23 protein-coding genes and 1 tRNA gene are annotated in these 25242 nt (G+C 67.4%); 11 read left to right on the top strand and 13 right to left on the bottom strand.

Annotated features, from left to right (window positions below; all coding sequences use genetic code 11):
* Positions 1–127 precede the first annotated feature (127 nt).
* A tRNA-OTHER gene (locus tag WDM86_05135) sits at positions 128–204 on the bottom strand.
* A 1148-nt stretch (positions 205–1352) separates the two neighbouring features.
* Complete coding sequence (locus tag WDM86_05140; protein ID MEI9989405.1) at positions 1353–2594, bottom strand: MFS transporter; 1242 nt, start codon at positions 2592–2594, stop codon at positions 1353–1355.
* A 309-nt stretch (positions 2595–2903) separates the two neighbouring features.
* On the opposite strand from WDM86_05140, the gene WDM86_05145 reads away from it, so the two are divergent.
* The 6 genes from WDM86_05145 (at position 2904) to WDM86_05170 (ending at position 7827) form a co-directional block, all read left to right on the top strand.
* Positions 2904–3398, top strand: a complete 495-nt coding sequence (locus tag WDM86_05145) for a PAS domain-containing protein (protein ID MEI9989406.1) — start codon at positions 2904–2906, stop codon at positions 3396–3398.
* 87 nt (positions 3399–3485) lie between these two features.
* Complete coding sequence (locus tag WDM86_05150) at positions 3486–4757, top strand: acyl-CoA dehydrogenase family protein (protein MEI9989407.1); 1272 nt, start codon at positions 3486–3488, stop codon at positions 4755–4757.
* Between the two features lie 64 nt (positions 4758–4821).
* Complete coding sequence (locus tag WDM86_05155) at positions 4822–5322, top strand: PAS domain-containing protein (GenBank protein MEI9989408.1); 501 nt, start codon at positions 4822–4824, stop codon at positions 5320–5322.
* Between the two features lie 27 nt (positions 5323–5349).
* Positions 5350–6288, top strand: a complete 939-nt coding sequence (locus WDM86_05160) for a glycerophosphodiester phosphodiesterase family protein (GenBank protein MEI9989409.1) — start codon at positions 5350–5352, stop codon at positions 6286–6288.
* Between the two features lie 31 nt (positions 6289–6319).
* Positions 6320–7405 (top strand): NADH:flavin oxidoreductase/NADH oxidase, encoded by a 1086-nt coding sequence (locus tag WDM86_05165; GenBank protein MEI9989410.1) that lies wholly within the window; start codon positions 6320–6322, stop codon positions 7403–7405.
* Positions 7402–7827 (top strand): GNAT family N-acetyltransferase, encoded by a 426-nt coding sequence (locus tag WDM86_05170; protein MEI9989411.1) that lies wholly within the window; start codon positions 7402–7404, stop codon positions 7825–7827. The genes WDM86_05165 and WDM86_05170 overlap by 4 nt, the downstream gene beginning before the upstream one ends.
* A gap of 10 nt (positions 7828–7837) precedes the next feature.
* On the opposite strand, the gene cysK is transcribed toward WDM86_05170, so the two are convergent.
* From cysK to coaBC, 4 genes are all read right to left on the bottom strand, one after another.
* Positions 7838–8800 carry a cysteine synthase A gene (cysK, locus tag WDM86_05175; GenBank protein ID MEI9989412.1) on the bottom strand — a complete coding sequence of 321 codons (963 nt, stop codon included), beginning with the start codon at positions 8798–8800 and terminating at the stop codon, positions 7838–7840.
* Positions 8801–8810: 10 nt separating this feature from the next.
* Complete coding sequence (locus WDM86_05180; GenBank protein MEI9989413.1) at positions 8811–9263, bottom strand: Rrf2 family transcriptional regulator; 453 nt, start codon at positions 9261–9263, stop codon at positions 8811–8813.
* Positions 9264–9265: 2 nt separating this feature from the next.
* Entirely contained in the window at positions 9266–9724 is a 459-nt protein-coding gene (gene dut, locus WDM86_05185) for a dUTP diphosphatase (GenBank protein ID MEI9989414.1), read from the bottom strand.
* 223 nt (positions 9725–9947) lie between these two features.
* Positions 9948–11150, bottom strand: coding sequence for a bifunctional phosphopantothenoylcysteine decarboxylase/phosphopantothenate--cysteine ligase CoaBC (gene coaBC, locus WDM86_05190; GenBank protein ID MEI9989415.1), 1203 nt, complete (start codon positions 11148–11150; stop codon positions 9948–9950).
* Positions 11151–11254: 104 nt separating this feature from the next.
* Between coaBC and WDM86_05195 the strand changes: the two genes are divergently transcribed.
* The 4 genes from WDM86_05195 to WDM86_05210 all read left to right on the top strand — a co-directional run bounded on the left by WDM86_05195 (position 11255) and on the right by WDM86_05210 (position 15516).
* Positions 11255–13126 (top strand): AMP-binding protein, encoded by a 1872-nt coding sequence (locus WDM86_05195; protein ID MEI9989416.1) that lies wholly within the window; start codon positions 11255–11257, stop codon positions 13124–13126.
* A 149-nt stretch (positions 13127–13275) separates the two neighbouring features.
* The gene (locus tag WDM86_05200; protein MEI9989417.1) at positions 13276–13500 is read left to right on the top strand and encodes a hypothetical protein; all 225 of its coding nucleotides are present in this window, start codon (positions 13276–13278) and stop codon (positions 13498–13500) included.
* Between the two features lie 97 nt (positions 13501–13597).
* Complete coding sequence (locus WDM86_05205; GenBank protein ID MEI9989418.1) at positions 13598–14536, top strand: alpha/beta hydrolase; 939 nt, start codon at positions 13598–13600, stop codon at positions 14534–14536.
* 32 nt (positions 14537–14568) lie between these two features.
* Positions 14569–15516, top strand: a complete 948-nt coding sequence (locus tag WDM86_05210) for an alpha/beta hydrolase (GenBank protein ID MEI9989419.1) — start codon at positions 14569–14571, stop codon at positions 15514–15516.
* Positions 15517–15661: 145 nt separating this feature from the next.
* Here WDM86_05210 and WDM86_05215 read toward each other — a convergent pair whose 3' ends face one another.
* The 3 genes from WDM86_05215 to WDM86_05225 form a co-directional block, all read right to left on the bottom strand.
* Positions 15662–17335: an FAD-binding oxidoreductase gene (locus tag WDM86_05215; GenBank protein ID MEI9989420.1), complete on the bottom strand. Its 1674-nt coding sequence runs from the start codon at positions 17333–17335 to the stop codon at positions 15662–15664.
* 160 nt (positions 17336–17495) lie between these two features.
* Positions 17496–18434 carry a diacylglycerol kinase family protein gene (locus tag WDM86_05220; protein MEI9989421.1) on the bottom strand — a complete coding sequence of 313 codons (939 nt, stop codon included), beginning with the start codon at positions 18432–18434 and terminating at the stop codon, positions 17496–17498.
* On the bottom strand, positions 18431–20059 hold the full coding sequence (locus WDM86_05225) for a glycerol-3-phosphate dehydrogenase/oxidase (GenBank protein MEI9989422.1): 1629 nt from the start codon (positions 20057–20059) through the stop codon (positions 18431–18433). Before WDM86_05225 ends, WDM86_05220 begins: the two co-directional genes overlap by 4 nt.
* Positions 20060–20240: 181 nt before the next feature.
* Between WDM86_05225 and WDM86_05230 the strand changes: the two genes are divergently transcribed.
* Positions 20241–20639, top strand: coding sequence for a VOC family protein (locus WDM86_05230; protein ID MEI9989423.1), 399 nt, complete (start codon positions 20241–20243; stop codon positions 20637–20639).
* Positions 20640–20743: 104 nt separating this feature from the next.
* On the opposite strand, the gene rpmG is transcribed toward WDM86_05230, so the two are convergent.
* From rpmG to rnr, 4 genes are all read right to left on the bottom strand, one after another.
* On the bottom strand, positions 20744–20911 hold the full coding sequence (gene rpmG / locus WDM86_05235) for a 50S ribosomal protein L33 (protein ID MEI9989424.1): 168 nt from the start codon (positions 20909–20911) through the stop codon (positions 20744–20746).
* 57 nt (positions 20912–20968) lie between these two features.
* Positions 20969–22114, bottom strand: a complete 1146-nt coding sequence (locus tag WDM86_05240) for an MFS transporter (protein ID MEI9989425.1) — start codon at positions 22112–22114, stop codon at positions 20969–20971.
* Between the two features lie 45 nt (positions 22115–22159).
* The gene (locus tag WDM86_05245) at positions 22160–22852 is read right to left on the bottom strand and encodes a hypothetical protein (GenBank protein MEI9989426.1); all 693 of its coding nucleotides are present in this window, start codon (positions 22850–22852) and stop codon (positions 22160–22162) included.
* A 170-nt stretch (positions 22853–23022) separates the two neighbouring features.
* Positions 23023–25239 (bottom strand): ribonuclease R, encoded by a 2217-nt coding sequence (rnr, locus tag WDM86_05250; protein ID MEI9989427.1) that lies wholly within the window; start codon positions 25237–25239, stop codon positions 23023–23025.
* Positions 25240–25242: the final 3 nt, after the last annotated feature.

The raw sequence follows: 25242 nt of genomic DNA on the forward strand, positions 1-25242 counted from the left end.
TTAGTCGGATGGACGGGATTTCAAATCCCCTAGGTGAAAAATGCACGCGATCCGGGAACGGGCGATGCTGGGACGCTTCCGGGCTTGCGCCCTTCGGCCAGTGCTCTACCGCTGAGCTACGGGTGCATGGAACACCCGACGGGATTCGAACCCGCGACCTCTCGTTTAACAGACGAAGTAACAGCAATCTTCACCACGGATCGCGTGGGACAAGGCGCCGGGGAACAGTCGTCGCCCGAGACGGTGCTTTCGCACCACCGCCGCGCAGGTTTCGCCCCGCCTTGCGGTACCCGAAGAAACGGACGACTTCACCACCGGCAAAGGATTGGCGGGGAACGGACGATGCTGTCGCTGCCCGAAGGCTGAGCTGAGCTACGGCCTTGCGGCCGGCAGGCATTGAACCCTGCGCCTCCGCGCTTTCGCGCGGCGCTCTATCCGAAGTAACAGGCATCTTCACCACCGCCTTCGCCCGTGCGGGCGAATGGATGAAATACCGGGGAACAACCGAGCCTGTAGAGCCTCTTGCGAGGCAGTGACGCTCTGCCGCTGAGCTACGGCGGCGCTTGCGCGCCGCCGGGCGGGAGTCGAACCCGCCGGCCTTCACCGTGGCGATGCAACAGGGCTCTTCACCACCGGTATGTATGAAAGAAAGCACGCTGGGGAACGGGCGAAATCGGTTTCAGTGACGACAACGCAAGTCCATCCCTCGCGGAAAGGACCGGAGCCCGCGACACACCGCCCCTCGCGGAGGCGATTCCACGGTACGTGCCGTCAAAGGCGAGATTCGAACCCGCTATCCCATTGGCGCGAAGTATCCGAAATCTTCACCACCAGCGTTCGTTGAGCCCGCTTCCGCGGGCAAATCGAAAAACAAATTCAGTCGCGGCGCTCTGGACAATGGCGCGCCGCCGAAGCGAACCCTCTTTGGTTCGCCCTGCTATCGGTGGACCGCGATCGCTCGCGCCGTTCCCTCCAGCAGGCCCCGCGCTCGCGGCGCGCGCGCGTCTCCGCGCGGGCGCCCGGGATCCGGGTCTCCCGTGCCGGCTCCGCGCCGGCGGTTTTGGTTTTCGAACGGGGCGCCGCGAAGGAAACAAAAAACCCTCCGGAGCGCGGCTCGGGAGGGTCTGCGGTAAGCAGATGTCGGGCTCGCTTTACGCGAGTCCGCTCCCATGAGCCGGGCGTGCGCCGTCAAACGGCCGATAGCCGCTTGGCAGTTTCGCGGTGCGATTCAATTCGCGCTGCATGGCCTTGCTCATGTTCGATTCACGCGCACGATTGCCCGTGAGGACGCGGCTTCTAGGCGCGCGAAAAAACCAAGTCAAGGGACCTCGCGAAAAGAATTCGCGCCGCGATTACTTTGCCACGGCCGGCGCGGTCTCGCGCAGGTCGAACGCGAGCAGGCCACCGGCCAGGCACAGCCCGATCATGATCCATAGCGGCGCGCCGAGCCCCGCCGCGTCGGCGGCATAGCCGGCCAGCGCCGGCGCGAGCACGCCGCCCACGATCTCGCCCACGCTCATCACCATCGCGATGGCGGTCGCCATGTGATGCGGCCCCACCGATTCGCTCGGCACCGTGCCCATGAACAGCGGGAACAGCCCGGTCAGGACCCAGCCGACCGCGAACAGCGCCGCCAGGATCCAGACCGGGCCGTCGAAGAAGAGGGCGCCCAGGGGCAGGATCACGCCCATGAAGGAGGCGATGATCATCACCGGCTTGCGGCCGATGCGGTCGGAGATGCCGCTCACCGCGAAGCTGCCGATCGTGGCGGAGACGCCGAGGATCGCCATCAGCCAGCCCATCGCTTCCGGCGAGAAGCCGCGCACCGCGGTCAGGAACAGCGGCATGAACGCCCAGCACACCACGAGATAGGACACCAGCAGGATCGACAGCAATCCGCAGATCACGATGTTGCGCTGGGCGAGGATGAAGCGGAAGCGCTGGGCGAAGGTTTCGCCGGACGCGCCTTCATGCGCCTGTGCCTGCGGCTCGCGCACGAACAGCCACAACAGCAGCGCCGACAGCAGGCCGGGCAGGGCGGTGATGTAGAACGCCGTGTGCCAGCCATAGGCGGTCGCGAACATCACCAGCAGCACCGGCGCGAAGATCGAGCCGAACAGGTTCGAGCCGAGATTCTGCATGATGCCCATGGCGAGGCCGCGCCGTTCCGGCGCCACCGCCAGCGCCGTCATCGATTGCGAGATCGGCGCCACGCCGCCATCGGCCACGCCCATCAGGAGGCGCGCGCCCATCAGCGTCAGGAACGACGCGGCCAGGCCGCTCAGCAGCGAGCACAGCGAGAACGCGATCGTCGCCGCGATCAAAAGCGGCTTGCGCCGCCCGCTGCGGTCGGAGGCGGCGCCGATCAGGATCGTGGCGATCGCCCAGGTGAAGGACAGCGCCGAGGCGGTCAACCCGACCTGCGTGTTCGAAAGGCCGAGATCCGGCTTCACGAACGGCATCAGGAAGTTCAGCGCGTTGCGGTCGAAGAACAGGATGCCGAAATTCAGGCTGAGCAGGCCGACCAGCAGCGTCTGGTATCCGGGGCTTTCCGCCCGTGCCGCCGGCCGGACCGTATCGTCGAATACCGCCATGAAAACCCGCTCTCCGTTTCGCGCAGGCGCAAAGTGTGGCGGACGCCGACGGCGGCGACAAGCCGGCGCCTTCGCTCATCGCGGCTTGTTCTTCGCGCGAACTCAACGCGTTCCGCTCGCGAACAAAAGGTTGCCCACGCGCTCGGTACGATGGGAAACACTTTCGCATCCGCACACGCGAAAATCGTCGCGGCCGTTGAGGCGGAAGCCGTCACGACTCTGTTATGGTTGGGTGACCGAGCGGTCGTTGATGTGTTGGAGTGATCCGCGGTGACGCCAGAAGACCGGCACAGATATTATTCCGAACCCGTGCCCGCGGACATCTTGCCGGCCGCCAGCGTCGAGGACGCCAATCTGCGCTTCACGCTCGACTATTGGAGCAGGCTGAAGGGCGAGCGCCGCATGCCTGCGCGCGCGGAGGTCCTGCCCAAGGACCTCAAGCATTGCCTGCGCTATATCCACATCTACGACGTGGTCGACAACGGCGCGGACTTTCGCGCCCGCCTCGTCGGCACCAGCGTGTTCCCCGGCCTCGACGACGACCAGACCGGCAAGTTCGTCTCGCAGCATCCCGATCCGGGCATCCGGCTTCGCTTCGGCGCCGTGCTGCGCCATGTGCTGATCACCGCCGAGCCGGCGCGCAGCATCTCGCGGCGCATCACGGGAAGCCTGCTGCACGATCTGTACACGGAGGGTCTCTGGCTGCCGCTCGGCGAGGGCGAGCAGGTGCGCCATATCCTGGCGCAGTCCTGCCTGCGCCAGATCGTGCCGGGCGCGTCGCAACCGGGTGCCCGCTCGCCCTGACGACTTCCGTTGCGTCACCGCCCGCTCGACCGCGCGCGCGCCGTCGCGCTACGCTTCGTCCAACCGCTATCCCGGAAGGACGCCGCCATGGACTTCACGATTCCCGAACACATCAAGACGCTGCTCGCCGACATCGACGCGTTCATCGAGCGCGAGATCGTTCCGCTCCAGAAGCAGGACGACAACGACCGCTTCTTCGATCACCGCCGCGAATGGGCCCGCACCGATTTCGAGCATGGCGGGCTGCCGCGCAAGGAGTGGGAACTGCTGCTGCGCGAAATGCGCCGCCGCGCCGACGCCGCCGGCTTCCTGCGTCTCGCGCTGCCGGAGGAGTTCGGCGGCAGGAACATCGGCAATCTCGCCATGGCGATCATCCGCGAGCATCTCGCCGCCAAGGGTCTCGGCCTGCACAACGATCTGCAGAACGAAAGCTCGGTGGTCGGCAATTTCCCGCAAGTTCTCATGTATCGCGATTTCGGCACCGAGGAGCAGAAGAAGACGCTGCTGCCCGGCATGATGAACGGCACGATCCGCATCGCCTTCGGGCTCACCGAACCCAAGCACGGCTCCGACGCGACCTGGATGGAGACCCGCGCGGTCAAGGACGGCAATGGCTGGCGCATCAACGGCGAGAAGATGTGGAACACCGGCGTGCATGTCGCGACCCACGACATGGTGTTCTGCCGCACCTCCGGCCCGGACGGCGACGCGCGCGGGCTCACCTGCCTGATCGTGCCGATGGACGCCGAGGGCGTGAAGATCGAAGAATACCTGTGGACCTTCAACATGCCGACGGACCACGCGCGCGTCAGCTTCACCAATGTCTGGGTGCCCGACAGCGCGGTGTTCGGCCCGGTCGACAACGGCCTCGTGCTCGCGCGCCATTTCGTGCACGAGAACCGCATCCGCCAGGCCGCCTCCGGCGTCGGCGCGGCGCAGTATTGCATCGACGAGAGCATCGACTACGCCAATACGCGCAAGCCCTTCGGCAAGCCGCTCAGCCGGAACCAGGCGATCCAATGGCCGCTGGTGGAACTCAATACCGAGGCGGAGATGATCCGCTGGCTGATCTACCGCACCGCCTGGGAGATGGACCGCATGACGGGGCCGGAGATCCAGCTCTATCTCTCCGACAAGGTGTCGATGTGCAATTACCGCGGCAACCGTCTGGTGTGCGAGGCGGCGGACTGGGCGATGCAGGTGCATGGCGGCTGGGGCTATTCGCGCCACAAGCAGTTCGAGCACATCTACCGCCACCACCGCCGCTACCGCATCACCGAGGGCTCGGAAGAGATCCAGATCCGCAACGTCGCCGGCCACATGTTCGGCTTCATCGGCAAGAACCGCAAAGCGGATTGAGCAGGCCGCCGGCGCCATCTCGTTCGCCCGCGCGTTATACCTTCAAAGGAGAGGGCGCGGGACCATGGCTTCAGCCTTGCAGCACGCTCCGATCAACGAGATCGGGCTCGTCAACGATTTCGCGCGCGTTCCCGAGCCGCGCCATCCCAGCGCCCGGCGGCTGCTGGACTATTGGCAAGCGGTGATGGCGCGGGGCGACGGCTTCCTGGTCGGCCGCGACGTTCCGGCCCGCGAGATCGCCCCACTCCTGTGCAACATCATGGTCAACCAGCCGCTCGCCGACGGCACCGATATCCGGGTGCGCCTGGCCGGAACCTCCGTGCGCCGCCGCTTTGCCACCATCGGCAAGGACACCCGCCTGTCGGCGCTGTTCCCGGCGGAGGATTTTCGCCACCATCTCGCGGCGGGTCACGAGGTCGTCGCCACGGGACGGCCGATCATCGTCGATTCGAGCCTGAAGCGCGCTTCGGTCGAGGAACTCCATATGGAGGTCATCATCCTGCCGATCCTGGACCGCGACCGCGCGACGCCGCTGCTTCTCGTCGGCGTCTTCTATTTCGGGTAAAAGCGCCTCTCCCCAAGAGGCCGCGACATGCCCACCCTGAATTTCGCCCATCGCGGCGGCGCCGGCCTGTATCCCGAGAACACGCTCGCCGCGTTCCGCGACGCGGTGGCACGCGGCTGCGACGGCGGCGAGCTCGACGTGCAGCTTTCCAGGGACGGCGAAGTCGTCGTGTTCCACGACTACCGGCTCAAGCCGGAGATCTGCCGCCTCGGCGGCAAATGGCTCACCAAGCCAACGCCGCGCATCAAGGATCTGACGCTGGGCGAATTGCGCGCCTTCGATGTCGGCCGCCTCGATCCCGCCAGCCCCTATGGCAAATCACATCCGCATACGATGCCCATGGACGGCGAGACGATCCCGACGTTGGCGCAGGTGCTGGAAGTTACATCCGCCGCCAAGAAGCCGTTCAAGCTTCAGGTCGAGTTGAAGACCTCCTTCTTCGACCGCGACCTGTCCGCCGATCCGCTCGCGCTCGCCGAGGCCACGGTCGCCGTGTTGAAGAAGGCGGATTATCTCGACCGCACCATCTTCGTCGGCTTCGACTGGTCCGGCTTGATCCATACCAAGAAGATCGCGCCCGGCGTTGAATGCTGGTTCACGACGATGGAACTCGACACCTTCCTCGGCCCGGCCAAGGAAGGCGACAAGCCCGCCAACCTCCTCTTGCGCCATTGGGCCGAGACCGGCACCTCGCCCTGGGCGGCCGGCTTCGACGCGGTGAACTATGGCGGTTCCATCCAGCGCGCGATCAAGGCGGCGGGCGGCGACGGCTGGTTCGCCGATTTCATCGACGCAACGCCCGAAGCGGTGGCGCATGCCAGATCGCTGGGTCTCAAAGTTGGCGCGTGGACGGTGAACGACTCCGCCGACATGAAGCGCCTGATCGCGCTCGGCCTGGACGGCATCTGCACCGACCGGCCCGATCTGTTGGCCAAGGCCTTGAAAGCCGCCGGACCCGTCTCATAAGGAAATTCAGCACCAACGTAACGGAGTACCCATGCCCAACCTCTTCGATCCCTTTACGTTAAAGGACGTCACGCTCAAGAACCGCATCGTCGTGGCGCCGATGTGCCAATACTCCGCCGAAGACGGCTGCATCACCGACTGGCATCTGGTGCATCTGGGCTCCCACGCCATCGGCGGGGCAGGACTGATCATCGCCGAAGCGACCGCCGTTTCGCCGGAAGGGCGCATCACGCCGGGCGACACCGGCATCTGGTCCGACGACCGCGGCGCGCAGTGGGAGCGCGTCACCGCGTTCCTGAAAGCGCGTGGCGCCGTGCCGGGCATCCAGATCGCCCATGCCGGCCGCAAGGCGTCCGCCAACCGCCCCTGGGAGGGCGACGACCACATGAAGCCGGACGATCCGCGCGCCTGGGAGCCGATCGGCCCCTCCGCCGAGGCCTTCGGCGGCAACCTGCCGCGCACGCCGCACGCGATGACCAAGGACGAGATTATCCGTGTAAGGAATGACTTCGCCGCCGCCGCCAGGCGCGCCGCGGCCGCCGGGTTCGAATGGCTGGAGCTGCATTTCGCCCATGGCTATCTGGCGCAGAGTTTCTTCTCGCCCATCGCCAACAAGCGGACCGACGAATATGGCGGCGGCTTCGAGAACCGCATCCGCTTCATCCTGGAGACCTTCGCCGCGGTGCGCGCGGCATGGCCGGCGAACCTGCCCTTGACCGCCAAGCTCGGCATCTCCGACTTCATTCCCGAAAGCCAGACGGTCGAGGAATCCATCGAGCTGGTCCGCCGCCTGAAGGCGCTGGGCCTGGACCTCGTGGATGTCAGCCTCGGCTTCAACACGCCCGACATGTCGGCGGTGCCCTGGGGCCCGGCCTTCATGGTGCCCTTCGCCGAGCGCTTCAAGAAGGAGGCCGGCATCCCGGTCGGCGTCGGCTGGTTCATCAGCGAGCCGAAACAGGCCGACCAGATCGTGCGCGACGGCAAATCCGATCTCATCATGCTGGCGCATTCCATGCTGGACGATCCGCAATGGCCCTATCACGCGGCGAAGGCGCTGGAGGTGAAGGACTTCAAATGGACGTTGCCCGCGCCCTACGCCCATTGGATACGGGCGTGAGCATCGAGGTCCGCCTGCTGGAAAAGGGCGAGGAGGCCGTCCTCGCCCACATCGCGCCGGCCGTGTTCGACAACGACATCGAGCCCGAGCTGGCGCGCGAATTCCTCGCCGATCCGCATCACCACATCGCGGTGGCGATCGACAAGGGCGTGGTCGTCGCCTTCGCCTCGGGCGTCGACTACATCCATCCCGACAAGGCGCGCGAATTGTTCGTCAACGAGGTCGGCACGGCGCCGACCCATCGCGGCCGCGGCCTCGCCAAGGCGGTTCTCTCCGCGCTGCTGGACCGGGCCCGCGCCGTCGGCTGCAAGATCGCCTGGGTGCTGACCGACACCGACAACGCGCCGGCCCGCGGTCTCTACGCCGCCCTGAACGGCAAGGAGCTGACGCTGGACACGGTCCACATCGAATTCGATCTGTAGGCGCGGGCGGCTACAGCCCCTCGAACAGCGCCGTCGAGAGATAGCGTTCCGCGAAGCTCGGGATGATCACCACGATGGTCTTGCCCGCCATTTCGGGCCGCGCGCCGACTTCCAGCGCCGCGGCGATGGCCGCGCCCGACGAGATGCCGACCGCGATGCCTTCCAGCCGCGCCGCCCGGCGCGCGGTCTCGAACGCGGTCTCGTTGGAGATCGTGACGATCTCGTCGATGACTTTGCGGTCGAGGATCGCCGGCACGAAGCCCGCGCCGATGCCCTGGATCGGATGCGCCCCCGGCGGCCCGCCGGACAGCACCGGCGAGTCCTCGGGCTCCACCGCCACCATCCGCACGCCCGGCTTCTTCTCCTTCAGCACATGGCCGACGCCGGTGATCGTGCCGCCGGTGCCGACGCCGCTGATCACCGCGTCCACCGCGCCCTTGGTGTCGTTCCAGATCTCCAGCGCCGTCGTCTTGGCGTGGATGTCCGAGTTGGCGGGATTTTCGAATTGCTGCGGCATCACCGCGCCGGGCGTCGTCGCGACGATCTCGTGCGCCTTGGCGATGGCGGCGCGCATGCCGCCCTTGGCCGCCTCGGTCAGCACGATCTCCGCGCCGAGCAGGCTCAGCATCTTGCGCCGCTCCAGCGACATCGAATCCGGCATGACGAGGATCAGCTTGTAGCCCTTGGCGGCGGCGGTGAAGGCCAGCGCGATGCCGGTATTGCCGCTGGTCGGCTCGACCAGCGTCGACTTGCCGGGCGTGATGAGGCCCTGTTTCTCAAGCGCTTCGATCATGCCGACGCCGATGCGGTCCTTCACGCTCGACAGCGGGTTGAAGAATTCGAGCTTGAGGAGGATGTCCGCCTTGACGCCCGCCTCCTTCGGCAATCGGTTCATCCGCACCAGCGGCGTATCGCCGATGGTCTCTGTGATCGAATCGTAGATGCGGCCGCGCCCGGGCTTGCCTTGTTCCATGCGTGCTCTCCTAAATGGTAAAATCCGCCGTCGCCCCGCCGCCGCAATCCACGCCGGCCGTGCGCGCGCGCTGGCACAGATCCTCGATCGAGATCGCGTCCAGCCGCGCCATCACCTCGTCCTGCAGCGTCTGGATCAGCGGCCCCACGATCCGCATGCCGAGCTCGGAGCGCGGATCGATCGGCTCGGCGTCCTCGTCCTCCAGGCTTTCGGCCACGCGCACCACGTCGCCGACCGAGATGCGCCGCCGCTCCCTTGCGAGGCGATAGCCGCCCCGTGGCCCGCGCACGCCCTTGAGCACGCCGGCGCGCACGAGCTGCTGCATCACCTGTTCGAGATAGCGCTGCGGCACGCCCTGGCGGGCGGTGATCTCCTTGGCCTGCACCGGCTCGGGCCGCGCGTTAAACGCGATGTCGATCACCGCTTCGAGCGCCAGCAGGGTCTTGCGCGAGAGTTTCAGCATCGTCACGTCTGTTTCGCTGTGTGGAGTCCGGTGGAGCCGTGCCCGCCGGCGCCACGCGCGGTGTCGGACAGCGCGGTGGCCTCGACGAGTTCGACATGTTCGTGCCGCGCGATCACCATCTGCGCGATGCGCATGCCGCGCGAGATCGCGAACGGCGCCTCGCCGAGATTGATCAGCACGACCTTGAGTTCGCCGCGATAGTCGGAATCGACGGTGCCCGGCGCGTTGAGCACGGTGATGCCGTGATTGGCCGCGAGGCCGGAGCGCGGCCGCACCTGCGCCTCGAAGCCCGGCGGCAATTCGATGGCGACGCCGGTGGGTACGAGCAGGCGCTTGCCGGGGGCGAGTTCGTAGTCTTCCGGAATGGCGGCGACGAGATCCAACCCCGCCGCGCCCTGCGTGGCATAGGCGGGCAAAGCGAGGTCGCGGGCATGGGGCAGGCGGAGGATATTGATTTTCATAAGCGGTTATTTCGCTCCGACAACCTCTCCCGCTTCGCGGGGTCCGTAGCGACAGCGTGCGGACGCGGAGCGAAGCGGAGCAGGAGGTCGAAATTCGCGCAGCGAATTTCGGGTGAGGGGTCGTTCGCGGCAGGCATCCCCTCACCCGAAAAATGCTGACGCATTTTTCGACATCTCCCGCAAGCGGGAGAGGTAAGGGGGCGTGCAACCAATGGGGGCGCCATCACGCCGCCCCCTTCAGCGCATCCGCGATCCGCGCCGCCAGCCGCGTGCCGACATCGGTCTTCGCCATCTCCGGCCAGTCCTCGACGCCGTTCGCCGTCACGATATGCACCGTATTGCGGTCGCCGCCCATGATCCCCGTCGCCGGGCTCACATCGTTCGCCACGATCCAGTCGCAGCCCTTGCGCGTCCGCTTCTCGATCGCGTGCTTGATTACGTCGTCGGTCTCCGCCGCGAAGCCGATCACCAGTCGCGGCCGCCGCGCATGGCGCGACAGCGTCGCCAGGATGTCCGGGTTCTCGACCAGCCGGATGGCCGGCGCCGCCGCGTCCTTCTCCTTCTTGATCTTGCTGTTCGCCACGACCTCCGGCCGCCAGTCGGCGACCGCGGCCGCCATCACCGCGACATCGGCGGGCAGGGCGCTCTCGCAGGCCGCCAGCATCTCGCGCGCGGTCGTGACCTTGAGCAGCTTCACGCCCGCCGGCGCCGCCAGCTCCACCGGCCCCGACACCAGCGCGACCTCGGCGCCCGCGCGCGCCAGCGCGTCGGCGATGGCATAGCCCTGCTTGCCCGACGACCGGTTGGCGATGAAGCGCACCGGATCGAGCGGCTCCTGCGTCGGCCCCGCCGTCACCAGCGCCTTGAACCCATCCAGCGCGCGCGACGCGGAGAGCGCGCGTTCCACCGCATCGGCGATCTCCTCCGGTTCGGCCAGCCGGCCGAGGCCGGTCTCGCCGTCGGCCATCTCGCCGTCATTGGGCCCGACGAAAGTCACGCCGTCCGCCGCGAGGCGCTCCAGGTTCCGCTGCGTCGCCGCGCGATGCCACATCTGCACGTTCATCGCCGGCGCCATCAGCACCGGCTTGTTGGTCGCCAGCAGCGTCGTGGAGGCCAGATCGTTCGCCAGCCCGTTCGCCGCCTTGGCGATCAAATCGGCTGTCGCCGGCGCCACCACGACCAGATCGGCCGAGCGCGACAGCGCGATATGGCCCATCTCCGCCTCGTCGGTCAGGTCGAACAGGTCCTGATAGACCTTGTCCTTGGTAAGTGACCCAACGGAAAGCGGGGTGACGAACTCCGCCCCGGCCTTGGTCAGGATCGCGCGCACGCCGATGCCGCGCTTCTGCAGCAGGCGGATCAGCAGCAGGGACTTGTAGGCGGCGATCCCGCCGCCGATGATGAGCAACACGCTTTTGCCGCGCATGCGGATGAAACCTCGCCGGAGACCGGCAATTATACCGGTCCTTGCGGGGAAATATAATGATTCACGGACCCGAAGTGTAGTTCGGGCCGTCGGGGAGCAAGACCATGAATATCCAGGTGAAAAACACCGACCTGCCGCCGTTCCGGCCGCTGCCGCAGAAGCCGCCGGCGATCGATCTGCGCAAAATGCCCGATGGCACGGTGTATATCGCGCAGACTCACGCGCTGGGGCCGATGCACCGCTCCATCGCCCATCTGTTCGCGGACCGGGCGAAAAAGCATCCCGAGCGCAACTTCATCGGCGAGCGGGTGCCGCTCGAAGGCGGCAAGACCGGCGACTGGCGCTTTATCACCTATGGCGAGATGTACGAACGCGCCCAGGCCGTCGCCCAGGCGCTGCTCAGCCGCGGCATGAATGCCGACACGCCGCTGATGATCCTGTCGGGCAACTCGATCCGGCACGCCACGATGATGCTGGGCGCGATGTTCGCCGGCGTTCCCATCGCGCCGGTCTCGGTCGCCTATTCGCTGATGTCGGGCGATCACTCCAAGCTCAAGCACGTCTTCGCCGTCGCCGAGCCCAAGATGATCTTCGCCGAGCAGGGGCCGCTCTACGCCCGCGCCCTGGCCGCGCTGCCGCTGGGCGGTGTCGAGGTCGTGACCGCGATGCCGGTTCCCGGCCGCGAGACGACACCTTACGAAGACCTGATCCGCACCAACCCCTCGCCCGACGTCGCCCGGGCGACGGAGGCGCTGCATCACGGCACGACGGCGAAATATCTCTTCACCTCCGGCTCGACCGGCATGCCCAAGGGCGTGGTGCAGACCCATGGCATGATGTGCGCCGTGATCGCGGCGCAGGAGGCGCTGCGCACCGAGCCGCCCAATCCCGACGAGATCCCGCAGAGCCTGGAATGGATGCCGTGGAACCATATCAGCGCCGGCAATATCGGCTTCAACAACCAGATCAATGCCGGCGGCACGATCTATCTCGACGCCGGCAAGCCGATCCCCGGCCTGTTCGACGAGACGATCCGCAATCTGCGCGACATCACCCCGCTCGGCATCGGCACCGCGCCGATCGCCTTCGGCTGGCTGTGCGACGCGATGGAGCGCGACGAGACCCTGCGCGACCACGTCTTCAAGAAGCTGCGCATGGCCGGCTATGGCGGCGCGACTCTGAGCCAGGACATCTATGAGCGCTTCCAGGCGCTCGCCATCGCCTCGACCGGCGAGCGCATCCCGATGACGACGATGTACGGCGCGACGGAGACGCAGGGCGTGACCGTGGTCCACTGGATCACCGAGCGCGTCGGCCTGATCGGCCTGCCGCTGCCCGGCATCACGCTGAAGCTCGTGCCCAACGGCACCAAGCTCGAAGTGCGGGTGAAGGGTCCGACCGTCACGCCCGGCTATCACAAGCGCCCCGACCTGACCGCCGCCGCGTTCGACGATGAAGGCTTCTACAGCCTCGGCGACGCCGCGAAGTTCATCGACGAGAGCGATCCGGCGCAGGGCCTGGTCTTCGACGGCCGCGTGACGGAGGATTTCAAGCTCGACAGCGGCACCTGGGTCTCGGCCGGCACGCTCCGCGCCCACGCCGTCGCCGCCGCTTCGCCGCTGATCTTCGATTGCGTGGTGTGCGGGCAGGACAAGCCCTTCGTCGGCCTGCTCGCCTGGCCGGTCGCCGCGGCGGCGGCCGCGCTCAGCGGCAAGTCCGATCCGGCCGAGATCGTGAAGGACGAAAAGGTCCGCGCCTTCGTGCGGGAGAAGTTCGCCGCCTATAACCGCGAGCAGACGGGCTCGTCGTCGCGCATCCGGCGCGTCATCCTGATGGCCGAGCCGCCCTCGGTGGACGGCCACGAGATCACCGACAAGGGCTATGTCAACCAGCGCGCCACGATGGACCGCCGCCGCGTGCTGGTCGACAAGCTGTTCGCCGCCGCGCCCGATCCGGAGGTGATCGAGATTTCCTAGAAGCGGTCTCGCGAAATTTCCCCGCTTTGAGCGCTTTCGAGCCCGCGACACGGTTCCGGGACGTGTTTCTACGTGCGTAGACAATGCGTATTTCCCGGCGCGCGCGACCCGTTAACGTGGCGCTCAGGTCTTTTTGCTGAGATGACGCCATGCATGCGACAAGCCTCCTGACAGCCGACGATCTGTGCCGCATCGCGGCCGACCTGGTCGATGAGCACGGCATCGACGCGCGCGACTACGCGCGGCGCGCCGTCCTGTGCCTGGAGGCCGAAGGCGCCCGCGACCGCGCGCAGTTCTGGCAGACCTTGTGCGTCCTGCTCGACGACATCGCCGAAAACCGCCTGGACCCGCTGAGCCCGGTGACGCTGCATTGAATCTACCTTCCCCTTGAGGGAGGGTAGGCTCACCCCATCTTGCGTCGCGCCCGCGCTTGCCCTCACACTCCCGGTCCCAACCAACACCCGGATACCCATGCCGCTCGATCCCATCGTCAAGGGCCTGCTCGACCAGATGAAGGCCGCGAGCATGCCCAAGCTGCAGCACATCGGCGCCGTCGCCGGCCGCGAACAGATGTACGCGATGATGCAGATGGTGGGCCCGCGCGACGTGCCCGTCGGCAAGACCGAGAACCTGACGGTGCCCGGCCCCGGTGGCCCGATTCCCGTGCGTGTCTATACCCCGGTCGCGGCGGGCAAGGAGGCGATGCCGACGCTCGTCTATTATCACGGCGGCGGCTTCGTCATCGGCAGCGTCGAGGTGGTGGACGGCCTCTGCCGCATCATGGCGAACGAGGGTGGCCTGCGCGTGATCTCGGTCGATTACCGCCTCGCGCCGGAGCACAAATTCCCCGCCGCGCTGGACGATGCCTTCGCCGTCGTCGCCTGGATCGCGCAGAACGCCGCCGAGATCGGCGTCGACGCCAACCGCATCGCGGTGGGCGGCGACAGCGCCGGCGGCGCGCTGGCGGCCGAAGTGGCCCAGCTCGCCAAGGCCAAGGGCGGCGTCAAGCTCGCCGCCCAGATGCTGCTGTTTCCCGTCGTGCAGGTGGGCGAGGAGACCGCCTCGATGCGCGAATTCGCCGTCGGCTATTTCCTCGAAAAGGAAACGCTCGACTGGTTCTATGCGAGCTACCTTCCCGCCGGCGCCGACCTTAGCGATCCCAGGATTTCACCCCTGCGCGCCAAGGATCTGTCGGGCCTGCCGCCCGCCTATGTCATGCTCGGCGGCTACGATCCCTTGCACGACGAGGGCATGCAATATGCCGACAAGCTGCGCGCCGCCGGCGTGAAGGTCGAGATTGCCGATTTCGCCGACATGGTCCACGACTTCATCTATTTCCAGGCGATCGTGCCCCAGGCGCGCGAGGCGCTCGCCAGCGCGGTCAAGGCCATTGCGGCGATGCTGGGATAAGCTTCGTCAATCGACATAAGGGAAGATCCGCCATGTCCCTCGACGTCCATGTCCGCAACATCCTCGACCAGATGGCGGCGCTGAAGCTGCCCAAGCTGCACGAGATCGGGCCGCAGGCGGCGCGCGCCGCGATGCGCGCCAGCGTCTTCCGCGGCGGCGAGACACCGATCGGCCGCGTCGAGAACCGCACTATCCCCGGCCCCGCCGGCGAGATCGCGCTGCGCGTTTACACCCCGCTGGGCGAAAGCGCCGACGTGCTGCCCGGCTTGATGTTCTATCATGGCGGCGGCTTCGTGATCGGCGATCTCGACAGCCATGACGATCTTTCCCGTTGCCTGGCGAACGGCAGCGGCTGCCGCGTCGTCTCGGTGGATTATCGCTTGGCGCCCGAACATCCCTTTCCGGCGGCGGTGGACGACAGCTTCGCCGCGACGCGCTACGTCGCCGCGCACGCCTCCGAGTTCGGCATCGACGCGACCCGCCTCGCGGTCAGCGGCGACAGCGCCGGCGGCAACCTCGCGGCCGTGGTCTGCCAGCTCGCCAAGATCGCGGGCGGTCCGCGCATCGCCTTCCAGCTCCTGATCTATCCGGTGACCCAGCTCGGCGCCGATGCCGAGACCCGCTCGATGCGCGAGAACGCCAAGGGCTATTTCCTGGAGAAGGACAGCATGGACTGGTTCACGCGGCTCTACGCGCCCGACGCCGCGCATCGCAGCGACCCGCGTCTCTCGCCCTTGCTGTGCACCGACCTGAGCGGCCTGCCGCCCGCCTATGTCGTGACCGCTGGCTTCGATCCCTTGCGCGACGAGGGCAGGGACTATGCCGACAAACTCGACGCCGCCGGCGTGGCGGTGACCTATGTGAACTATCCCGGCATGGTGCACGGGTTCTTCAGCATGCGCAGCCTGATCCCCAAGGCGCGCGAAGCGGTCGCCGCCGCGGCGGCGTCGGTGAAAGAAGGCGTCGCCGTTCCGGCGTGACCGTGCAGTTCAGACACTTGGTGTCATCCGCCGCGAATGCGGCGGACCCAGGTGAAACCTGCAGCCACGGAGCGGTATCAACTGGGTGGCCCGCATTCGCGGGCCATGACAACCTTTTTGGGCCCGCGAATTTCCGACTGGGGCCCTAGGATGGAATCAGCTTCCCCGGATTCATCACGCCCTTGGGGTCCAGCGCCATCTTCACCGCGCGCAGCACGTCGATCCCGAGCGCGCCTTTCTCCTTGGCGATCCAGGGCAGGTGATCCTCGCCGACGCCGTGGTGATGGCTGATCGTGCCGCCCTGCGCGAGGATCGCGTCCGACGCCGCCGCCTTGATCGCGCGCCATTGCCCGACCTCGTTCTCCAGCGCGCGCGCGAAGATGTAGGTGAAATAGAGGCTCGCGCCGTCGGGATAGGAATGGCTGATATGGCATTGCACCACGCCATGCGCGCCGTCGCGCGGCGCGGTCTCGCGGATCGCCTTCTCCAGCGCGTCGCGCACCGCGACATGCAGCGTCTCGATGTTCGACCAGCGCGTCGCGGTCTCCAGCGTGTCGACGCCGGCGCCGCGCTCCAGCATCGGATCGCGCAGATAGGGCCCGTGGAACCGTCCCGCCAGCCAGCGCTTGCCCTGGCCTTCGCCCAACGTCATCGCGCGATGGCGCTTGGCGATGGCATCGAACGCCTTGCGCGCCGCCTCGACTTCGCCGCGCGGGCCCTCGAAGCCGGCGATCAGGGCACAGGCCTTGTCGTCGAAGCCGCGTGAATCGAGCACCATCTGCGCGATGCGGTCGGAGAGCCCGCGCTTCTTCCCGACGCCGCCGAAGGCGCGATAGAACCGCGTCTCCGCCGCATCGGAGAGCCGCAGCATCGTGAAGGCGAGGCCGGCCTGCACCGCCTCGCGGATCGCGGCCGCGCCGCCCGCGAAGTCGCGGAAGAGATAGCCGCGATAGTCGCGCGCGGCCGGCACCGGGCGGATGCGCACCGTCGCCTCCGTCACCACGCCGAACGCGCCCTCCGAGCCTAACGCGAGATCGACAAGCTGCGGCCCCGCCGCCGAAGACGGAAAGCCGCCGACCGTCAGCACACCGCGCGGTGTTGCCAGCTTCGCGCCGACCAGCCAGGTCTCGCTGCGGCCGTAGCCGCTCGAACTTTGGCCGGCGCCGCGATGCGCGATCCAGCCGCCCAGCGTCGAAAACTCGAAGGATTGCGGATAGTGCCCCAGCGTGAAGCCCTTGGCCGCCAGCGCCTTCTCCAGCGCCGGGCCGTAGATGCCGGCCTCGACCGTCGCGGTCATCGCGACCGGATCGATCTCGATCATGCGGTCCATGCCGGTCAGGTCGAGCGTCACCACCGATTTGAACGCGCCCTTCGCCGCCGTCACGCCGCCGACCACGCTGGTGCCGCCGCCGAACGGCACCACCGCGACGCCGAGTTCCGACGCCGCCTGCAGCACGCCGAGAACCTCCTCGGCGCTGCGCGGATAAAGCACCGCGTCCGGCGCGCTCGACAGTTCGCCGGCGCGCAGGCGCAACAGGTCGTGATAGCTCTTGCCGAGCGCATGGGAACCGCGTTCGAACGGATCGCTCGTGATGCGTTCGGCGCCGAGCACGCGGGCGAATTTCTCCGCCGCTACCGCCGGCAGCCGCGACGGCGCCAGCGCGATGCTGTCGAGCGGCCGCGCCGGTGTCGCCAGCAGCGCCGGCATGCCAAGCTCGCCCGCGAGCCAGCTCCAGACTTCCTCGCGCCCCGCGAGTTCGTCCTTATGCGCCGTCCAGCCCCAGCCGTTCCAGCGGATCTTGCCGCGTTCGATGGTCATGATGCGCCCCAGGCAGGTCCCACTTTATACCTAACCGTCATCGCCGGCCTCGTGCCGGCGATCCATGAACACAACTGCCGTTCGTGATCATAGATGGCCGCCACGGGGGCGGCCATGACGGGTTTGGAGTTGGGAAGATCAATCCTGCGGAAGAGGACGCTCAACATCGCAAATTCAACGCCCCCGGCAATATGTCGAACGTCGCCGGCAGGCGCCCCGCCGTTTCGCCGTCGGTCTCGATCCACACCGGCCGCCCGCCGGTCTCGGCCACCGGCGCCGCCACGACATGGGTGCCGCGCAGCACCCGCACATGCGGCTGGTGCACATGCTCGCCGCTATAGATCAGCTTCATGTTGGCCAGCGACGTGCCCCTGGGTGCGGCCTCCATCACCACCACGTCGAACAGCCCGTCGCGGGGCTTGGCGTCGGGCGCGACGCGCATGCCGCCGCCGAAATACTGCCCGTTGGCGATCGCGACGGTGGAGACCGCCGCCTTCGCGTCGTCCTTGCCGTCGACGATCAGGCGCACCGGCGCGTCGCGGTAGCGCAGCATGCTCAGCACGCTGTGGAACGCGAAGGCGAAGGAGCCGCCGAACAGCTTGGCGATTCGCGCCCGGTTCACCGCCTGCACGATCTGCCCCGACATGCCGAACGAGGCGATGTTGATGAAATAGCGCGAGGTCGGCTCACCCCTGGCGCTCAGGCACGACACGCGCCCGATATCGACCGCGCGCACCGGCGCCTTGGCCAGCCGCGCCACCGCGGCCCGCGCGCCGGCCTCGATCCCGAAGCTCTTGCGGAAATCCCCGCCGGTGCCGCTGGTGACGAAGGCGAACACCGCGTCGGGCGCGAGCGCGCCCTCGCAGTCGAACATGCCGTTGACCGCCTCGTTGATCGTGCCGTCGCCGCCGACCGCGACGATCTCCTCATGGCCCTCGGCCAGCGCCTGGCGCACCTTCGCCATGGCGTCGCCGCGCCCCTCGCTGAACGCCACCGCCAGCCGCGGATAGAGCGGGCCGAGCGCGCGCGCGATCTCCTTCCACTCGCGTCCGGTGCGCCCGTTGCCTGAGTGCGGATTGACGATGGCGAACGCGCTCATGCCGCCTCGTGCGTGGCGAAGGACGGCGCCAGCGCCGCGATCTCCGCCGCCTGCCGCTCCGCGCTCCAGCCCAGTTCGCCGGCCATGATCCGCGCCGCCGCTTCGAGCGCCTCGCGGGGCGGGGCGCCGATCTGGCCCATGCAAGTGCGCCGCATCACGACGTCGGACAGCGTCAGCGCCATCTCCTCGCGCACCGCGAACAGCACCTGTGCCCCGATATCGCCGGCCTTGCCGATGGCGCCGCGCAGCTCCGGCCGGTTGTTCGCTTCCGCCAGCATGTCGGGAAGGCGCGAGCCGTACATCCGCGCCAGATGCTCGATGCTCGGAAGGTCGCCATGCTCTTTCTTCTGCGCCGAGAGGAAATCGGCGAAGCGCCCGACATCGCCGCCGGCGGTCGGCTCCTCGTCGGTCTCGCATTCGGCCGTCTTCAGCGACAGCTTCTCGACGATGGTATCGACCACGTTCTGCGCCAAATCGCGCGAGGTCGTCCATTTGCCGCCGATGGCGGAGAACAAGCCGTCCAGCCCGTCGCCTTCGCCGTGATCGACCAGTTCGGCGCGGCGGCTCGCGCCATAGGTATCGCCCGAACCGTCATCGACCAGCGGGCGCAGCCCCGCGTAGAAATGCTCGACTTCACCGCGCTTCAATTTCGCGCCCGGGAGATATTCGTTGATGAAGGCGAAGAAGCCCTCGATGTCGCTCTCGCTCACGCCGACCGAACCGGGATCGCTGCGGAACGCGGTGTCGGTGGTGCCGAGCAACGTATGCCCATGCCAAGGCAGCACGAAGAAATGTCCGCCGCCCGCCGCGACGGTCAGCGCATTGATCTTCGTCATCGCCGGCACCAGCACATGGATGCCCTTGGAGCGCAACAGCTTGTGCGACGCCGGCTTGCCCAGCGCCTGTTCCAGGAAGATGTCGGCCCACGGCCCCGCCGCGACCAGCGTCGCCTCGGCGCGCACGTCGAACGCTGCGCCGCCGAACGCGTCGCGCACCGTGCAGCCTTCGACCTTGCCGTCGCGCTGGAGAATTTTCTCCGCCGCGACATAGTTCGCGATCGCCGCGCCGTCGCCGTCCGCCTCGATCAGGCATTCCAGCGCCAGTCGCTCCGGCGCATACATCTGCGCGTCGTAATAGCGGTACGCGCCCGTCAATCCCGGCCCGTCCAGCACCGGCTCCGCCGCCAGCGCCTCACGCGCGTTCAGCCAGTCGTGATTGGGCAGCCGCTGGTCGGGATCGCTCAGCCAGCCCTTGTCGAACGACAGCACGTCATAGAGCGTCAGCCCCGCGCCCAGCGTCGCGCGCGCCTTGAACCCGCCGCCATAGAGCGGCACCAGGAAGGGCAGGGGATGCACCAGATGCGGCGCGATGCGCTGCCAGATGCGCCGCTCCTTCAGCGACTCGCGCACCAGCCCGAGCTCGAAATTGCGCAGATAGCGCAGCCCGCCATGCACCAGCTTGGAATTGTGGGCGCTGGTCGCGCCGGCGAAATCGTTCTTCTCGACCAGCGCGACCTTCAGGCCGCGCATCGCCGCGTCGCGCGCCACGCAGGCGCCCGTCACGCCGCCGCCGACGATCAGCAGGTCGAACGTCTCATTGGCCAGTCTGTCGAGGGCGCGCCGCATGGCATCCATGGGTGTTGGGGCGGTAAGCTCCGTTTCGCACCACGGCTTGTCAAGGAACCGTCTTGCGGACCGGGCCTTGACCTCAAGTTCGGTTTAGCTTGCACTAACCTGGTGTCCGATGTGACGTCGTTTCGATCGGGAGAGGCCGATGCCGGCGATAGGTCAGAAGATCGAATTGTTCGTGGCGGATCTCGCCGTCGCGGAGGATTTCTACAAACGCGTGCTGGGCTTCGAGGCGCACGAGACCCGGCAGGCCGAATTGGCGGGCCGGATGTTGGTGCATACCGCCATGCAAAGCGGTCCCGTCATCATCGGCCTCGGACTGATAGACCGCCTGGCCGACGGGCATCATCTGCGCCGCGCGCCTGCCGCGCCAAAAGGCATCGGCTTCGAATTCGTTATCTATGTCGCCGGCGAGGAGTTGGAAGCGTGGTACGAACGGGCGCGCCGGGAGAGCACGCTGAGCATCGAACCGTTAGGCCTAAAACCTTGGGGCGCCCGCGATTTCAGGGTCGTGGACCCCGACGGCTATTACATCCGGATCAGCGAACCGGACCGCGATAGCGTGCCGGCGGCGTAGGGGCCGTCCTCCTTCGAGGCTCGCCGCGCTCGCGCCTCAGGATGAGGCCGGGGCGCAGTCGTCGTGCTGAGGTAGCCGCGTAGCGGCCCCCCGTAGCATGCCGGTTACTTGATCTTGCCTTCGTTGAACTCGACGTGCTTGCGCAGGACCGGATCGTATTTCCGGATCTTGAACTTCTCGGTCATCGTGCGCGTGTTCTTCTTCGTCACGTAATAGAATCCCGTGCCGCCGCCCGAATTGAGCTTGATCTTGGCCGTGGTGGGCTTCGCCATGGGAGGCTCCTGAATACCGTCGAGAGGGCGGGGAATTACGGCGGCGGGCCGGCGAAGTCAAGCCCCGCGCCGCCGTCTAACCATAAGAAAAGCCACATAAATCAGGCTGATCGCGGCCAAAGCCGCCATCAACCCGGTCGGATTCCAGGCGTCCAGCGCCACCCCCTCCACCGGCGGCGCCGCCAAAAGCCCGAGCGCGTAGAGCATCACATAGGCGGCATTCGCCCCCGCCAGCTCCGGCCCCTTGAAGCGCTCGCCGACCAAGGTGAGCCCCACCGTGTAGACCCCCATGACCAATCCGCCCCACACGAACAGCAGCCCATAGGTCGCGGCCGGCGTGCCGATCGCGAACGGCATCAGCGCCGCCCCGGCGATGCCCGACGCGGCGCACACCGCCAGCAGGGCGCGGCGGTCGAAGCGGTCGGCCAGCATGCCCAGCGGATACTGGAATACCATGCTGCCCAGCGAGGTCGCCGCCACGGCCAGCGCGGCATGCGCCTCGCTGAACCCGGACCGCACCGCATAGACCGGGAACAGGCCGTACAGCCCCGCATCCAGCGCCCCGAACACCAGCGCCGCCGATAGCAGCGCCGGCGCCGTGCGCAGCGCGCCGCGTACGCCGCCGCTTTTCTCCTCCGTCAGTTGCGGCGCCTCCTTGCGCGCGATCAGCACCGGCACGATGGCGAGGCACAGCATCGCGGCGCCGGCCGCGAAGGGACCGACGCCCTGCGTGCCCACGACATAAAGGATCGCCGGTCCCGCGCCGAACCCGCCCGAGATCGCGATGCCGTAGAGCGCGACATAGCGCCCGCGATTGGTCTCGTCGGCGAGTTGGTTGATCCAGAACTCGGAGGCGACGAACAAGCCGTTCAGCCCGAGGCTCAACAGGAAGCGCAGAGGAAACCACAGCCACAGTGACGGCGCCGCATAGAGCCCGATCAGCGCCGCCGCCGATACTATGAGCGACGCGGTCAGATAGGGCGCGGTCCCGAACCGCCGCAGCAGTCGCGGCACCTGCGGCGTGATGACGAAGGCGGCGAGGCCCGCCGTCGCCAGGTTCAATCCGTTGACCGTGCCGGGATAGCCCTGCCGCTCCAGGATCAGCGACAGCAGCGGCAGCGTCAGCCCGATCCCGACCGCGAACGCGCCGCAGGTCGACAGGATGGCGAGCAGGCTGAGGCGTTTGTGGAGTTCGCCAATCACTTTCCTACCCTCCCCTTGAGGAAGGGTAGCTCTGTTTTGTGATGGTCAAACATGCACCAGCGACGGCTTGCCGCGCGCGAAGCGGTAGAACGGCACCGGCCGCGCCGTGTCGCCGGCGATCCGCGCCTCGACTTCGTCCAGCACCGTGCGGGTGATGCTCGGCATGTCCAGCGCGCGCGCCTCCGCCAGCGTCAGCCAGGTCGGCGTCAGCAACTCTTCGTTCCCGGACGCATCGATCCGGTGCGCGATGGCGCTCGCATCGGCCATGAAGAAGCGGGCATCGAAGCGGCGCGTGCGGTTGGGCGGCGTGATCGCGCGCGCGATCATCTCCAGCACGTCGAGCCTGGGCATCACCTTGTGTGCGAAGAATTTCGCCCAGGCCGGCGCGCGCGTGCGCGGCACTTTTTCGGCGCGTTCGCCGACCAGGATGCCGGTTTCCTCGAAGGTCTCGCGGATCGCCGCCAGCGCCAGCCCGCGCGCCCGCGCCGGCCCGACGCCGGTGCGCGCCGCGACCTCGGGGCGAAGTTCGGCGGCGACGCGGATTCGCAGGTCGCCGGGATCCAGCCGCCCGCCGGGAAACACGTATTTGTTCGCCATGAACGCCATGGAGCCGGGGCGCAGCCCCATCAGCACGCGCGGCGAACCCCCATCGCGCTTCACCAGCACAAGCGTCGCCGCATCCTTGGGGCGCAACGGTTGCTGGATGATTTTCTCGTTGTCGGAATCGAAAATGGCCATGCGAAATAGTCTAAGGCATTTTTCAATACACTCCATTGTCATGGCCCGCGAATGCGGGCCACCCAGTTGAGAACGGCACGCTGTGTGAGAGGTTAGGGCTCTCAATCTGTGGGAAGGTGCCGGCATCACCTGGGTGGCCCGCATTCGCGGGCCATGACAGCGGGGTGAAGCTAACGCCGCTTCTTCCCGCGATGCGGCTGCACCTTGAACCGCGGCTTCTCCCCACGCGGCGTTGACGCCTCGGCAAGATCGAAGCGCAGCCCGCCGGTCAGCGGCGCTGCTTCCGCCAGCCGCACCGCGACGATGTCGCCGAGCTTGTACGCCGTGCGCGTGCGGTCGCCGACCAGCGCATGCGCCTTCTCGTCATGCTTGAAGAACTCCGCGCCCAGCGCCCGGATCGGCAGCAAGCCCTCCGCGCCAGAGTCCGCCAGGCGAACAAAAAGCCCGAACCGCGTCACGCCGGTGATGCGTGCGTCGAACTCAGCGCCGACCCGGTCCTGCATGAACGCGGCGACATAGCGGTCGGTCGAATCGCGCTCCGCCGCCATCGCGCGGCGCTCGGTCATCGAGATGTGCTCGGCGATCTCGCCGAGCCGACCTTCCTCGCGGTCGGTCAGCCCGCCTTCGCCGAAACCGTGCGCCTTCACCAGCGCGCGATGCACGATCAGATCGGCATAGCGCCTAATCGGCGAGGTGAAATGCGCGTATTTCGCGAGGTTCAATCCGAAATGCCCGACATTCGCCGGCGCATAGATCGCCTGCGCCTGGGTCCGCAGCACCACGTCGTTCATCACCGCCTCGTGCGGCCCGCCCTTGGCTTGGCCCAGGATGCGGTTGAACACGCCGGGCTTCAATACCTGGCCCTTGGCGAAGGTAAGCCCGATGGTGCGCAGGAAATCGGAGAAGCCGAACAGCTTCTCCTGCGACGGCCGGTCATGGATGCGATAGATCAGCGGTGTCTTGCGCTGCTCCAGAACTTCCGCCGCCGCCACATTGGCGAGCACCATGAATTCCTCGATCAGCTTCATCGATTCGAGACGTTCGCGGAAGGCAATCGACGCGACCTTGCCGTCCGGCCCCAGCACGATGCGCCGCTCGGGTAGATCGAGATCGAGCGGATCGCGCTGTTTGCGCTCCTGCGTCAGCACCTGATAGCAGGCCCACACATCCTTCAGCGTCGCTTTCGCGATGGCCGACATCGCCGCGTCCGGCTTGCCGTCGAATGCGAGTTGCGCCTGCCGGTAGGTCAGCCGCGCCGCCGAGCGCATCACGCCGCGCAGGAATTCCTGCCGCCGCTTCTTGCCGTTCTTGTCGAAGGTCATCCGCACCGCGAGGCAGGCGCGGTCGACGCCCTCCTTCAGCGAGCACAGATCGGCCGACAGATGCTCGGGCAGCATCGGCACGACGCGGTCGGGGAAATACGCCGAGTTGCCGCGCTTATAGGCCTCGCGGTCCAGCGCCGACCCCGGCGTCACATAATGCGCGACATCGGCGATGGCGACGAGGGCGACATAGCCGCCCGGATTCTTCGGATCGCTGTCCGGCCCCGCCCACACCGCGTCGTCGTGATCGCGCGCGTCCTCGGGATCGATGGTGACAAGCGGAATGGCGCGCAGATCGGTGCGCGTGCGCGGATCGGGCGGCGTCGCCGCCTTCGCCTCGTCGATGACCTCTTTCGGAAACTCGGTCGGAATGCCGTGGGCGTGGATCGCGATCAGGCTGACGGTCTTGGGCGCATTCATGCTGCCCAGCCGTTCGAGCACCTTGGCGCGCGGAAAGCCGGACGAGCGCCCCGCCAAGGGTTCGGCCAGCACGAGTTCGTTGTGCTCTGCCCCGCCGCGGTCGCGGTTCTCCACCGCGAAATCGGTGCGGCTCTTGCGGTCGATCGGCGCGATGCGCAGGCCCTCGGGCCGCACATGCAGCACGCCGAGCACGCGATGCACGCTGGCGCCCAGCCGCTTGATGACCCGCGCCTCGTAGCCGTGCTCGGCGCGCTCCAGCCGCGCCAGCACGCGCTCGCCGGCGCCCAATGCAGGCCCCTTGTCGTCCCGCGCGGGCACGACATAGATCGTCGGCGGCTCCTCGTTGGATTCCCATTTCTGCGGCCGCGCCAGCAATTCGCCGTCGGCGTCCTGGCCGGTGATCTCCAGCACCGCGACATCGGGCAGCGAGCCGGGCGTGGCATAGCCGCGCCGCCGATTGCCCGCGATGGCGCCGTCTTCTTCCAGTTCCTTCAGGATGCGCTTGAGTGCGATGCGGTCGGAGCCCTTCACGCCCAGCGCGCGCGACAGGTCGCGCTTGGTGGCATTGGGCGTTTCGTTCAGAAGCGCGAGCACGCGCGCCTTGTCGAGACGAGGCGCGTTACCGGGCTGTGGTTTCTTCGCCAAGGT

The organism is Rhizomicrobium sp. (genome assembly GCA_037200045.1).
GTDB lineage: Bacteria > Pseudomonadota > Alphaproteobacteria > Micropepsales > Micropepsaceae > Rhizomicrobium.

What these genes read in the sequence shown, in the direction of transcription:
- WDM86_05160 (MEI9989409.1), top strand. Translation starts at nt 5,350, where the DNA reads ATGCCCACCCTGAATTTCGCCCATCGCGGCGGCGCCGGCCTGTATCCC.
- WDM86_05245 (MEI9989426.1), bottom strand. Translation starts at nt 22,852, where the DNA reads ATGGCCATTTTCGATTCCGACAACGAGAAAATCATCCAGCAACCGTTG.
- WDM86_05150 (MEI9989407.1), top strand. Translation starts at nt 3,486, where the DNA reads ATGGACTTCACGATTCCCGAACACATCAAGACGCTGCTCGCCGACATC.
- dut (MEI9989414.1), bottom strand. Translation starts at nt 9,724, where the DNA reads ATGAAAATCAATATCCTCCGCCTGCCCCATGCCCGCGACCTCGCTTTG.
- WDM86_05220 (MEI9989421.1), bottom strand. Translation starts at nt 18,434, where the DNA reads ATGAGCGCGTTCGCCATCGTCAATCCGCACTCAGGCAACGGGCGCACC.
- WDM86_05205 (MEI9989418.1), top strand. Translation starts at nt 13,598, where the DNA reads ATGCCGCTCGATCCCATCGTCAAGGGCCTGCTCGACCAGATGAAGGCC.
- coaBC (MEI9989415.1), bottom strand. Translation starts at nt 11,150, where the DNA reads ATGCGCGGCAAAAGCGTGTTGCTCATCATCGGCGGCGGGATCGCCGCC.
- WDM86_05165 (MEI9989410.1), top strand. Translation starts at nt 6,320, where the DNA reads ATGCCCAACCTCTTCGATCCCTTTACGTTAAAGGACGTCACGCTCAAG.
- WDM86_05215 (MEI9989420.1), bottom strand. Translation starts at nt 17,335, where the DNA reads ATGACCATCGAACGCGGCAAGATCCGCTGGAACGGCTGGGGCTGGACG.
- WDM86_05180 (MEI9989413.1), bottom strand. Translation starts at nt 9,263, where the DNA reads ATGCTGAAACTCTCGCGCAAGACCCTGCTGGCGCTCGAAGCGGTGATC.
- WDM86_05200 (MEI9989417.1), top strand. Translation starts at nt 13,276, where the DNA reads ATGCATGCGACAAGCCTCCTGACAGCCGACGATCTGTGCCGCATCGCG.
- WDM86_05225 (MEI9989422.1), bottom strand. Translation starts at nt 20,059, where the DNA reads ATGCGGCGCGCCCTCGACAGACTGGCCAATGAGACGTTCGACCTGCTG.
- cysK (MEI9989412.1), bottom strand. Translation starts at nt 8,800, where the DNA reads ATGGAACAAGGCAAGCCCGGGCGCGGCCGCATCTACGATTCGATCACA.
- rpmG (MEI9989424.1), bottom strand. Translation starts at nt 20,911, where the DNA reads ATGGCGAAGCCCACCACGGCCAAGATCAAGCTCAATTCGGGCGGCGGC.
- WDM86_05195 (MEI9989416.1), top strand. Translation starts at nt 11,255, where the DNA reads ATGAATATCCAGGTGAAAAACACCGACCTGCCGCCGTTCCGGCCGCTG.
- WDM86_05155 (MEI9989408.1), top strand. Translation starts at nt 4,822, where the DNA reads ATGGCTTCAGCCTTGCAGCACGCTCCGATCAACGAGATCGGGCTCGTC.
- WDM86_05140 (MEI9989405.1), bottom strand. Translation starts at nt 2,594, where the DNA reads ATGGCGGTATTCGACGATACGGTCCGGCCGGCGGCACGGGCGGAAAGC.
- WDM86_05210 (MEI9989419.1), top strand. Translation starts at nt 14,569, where the DNA reads ATGTCCCTCGACGTCCATGTCCGCAACATCCTCGACCAGATGGCGGCG.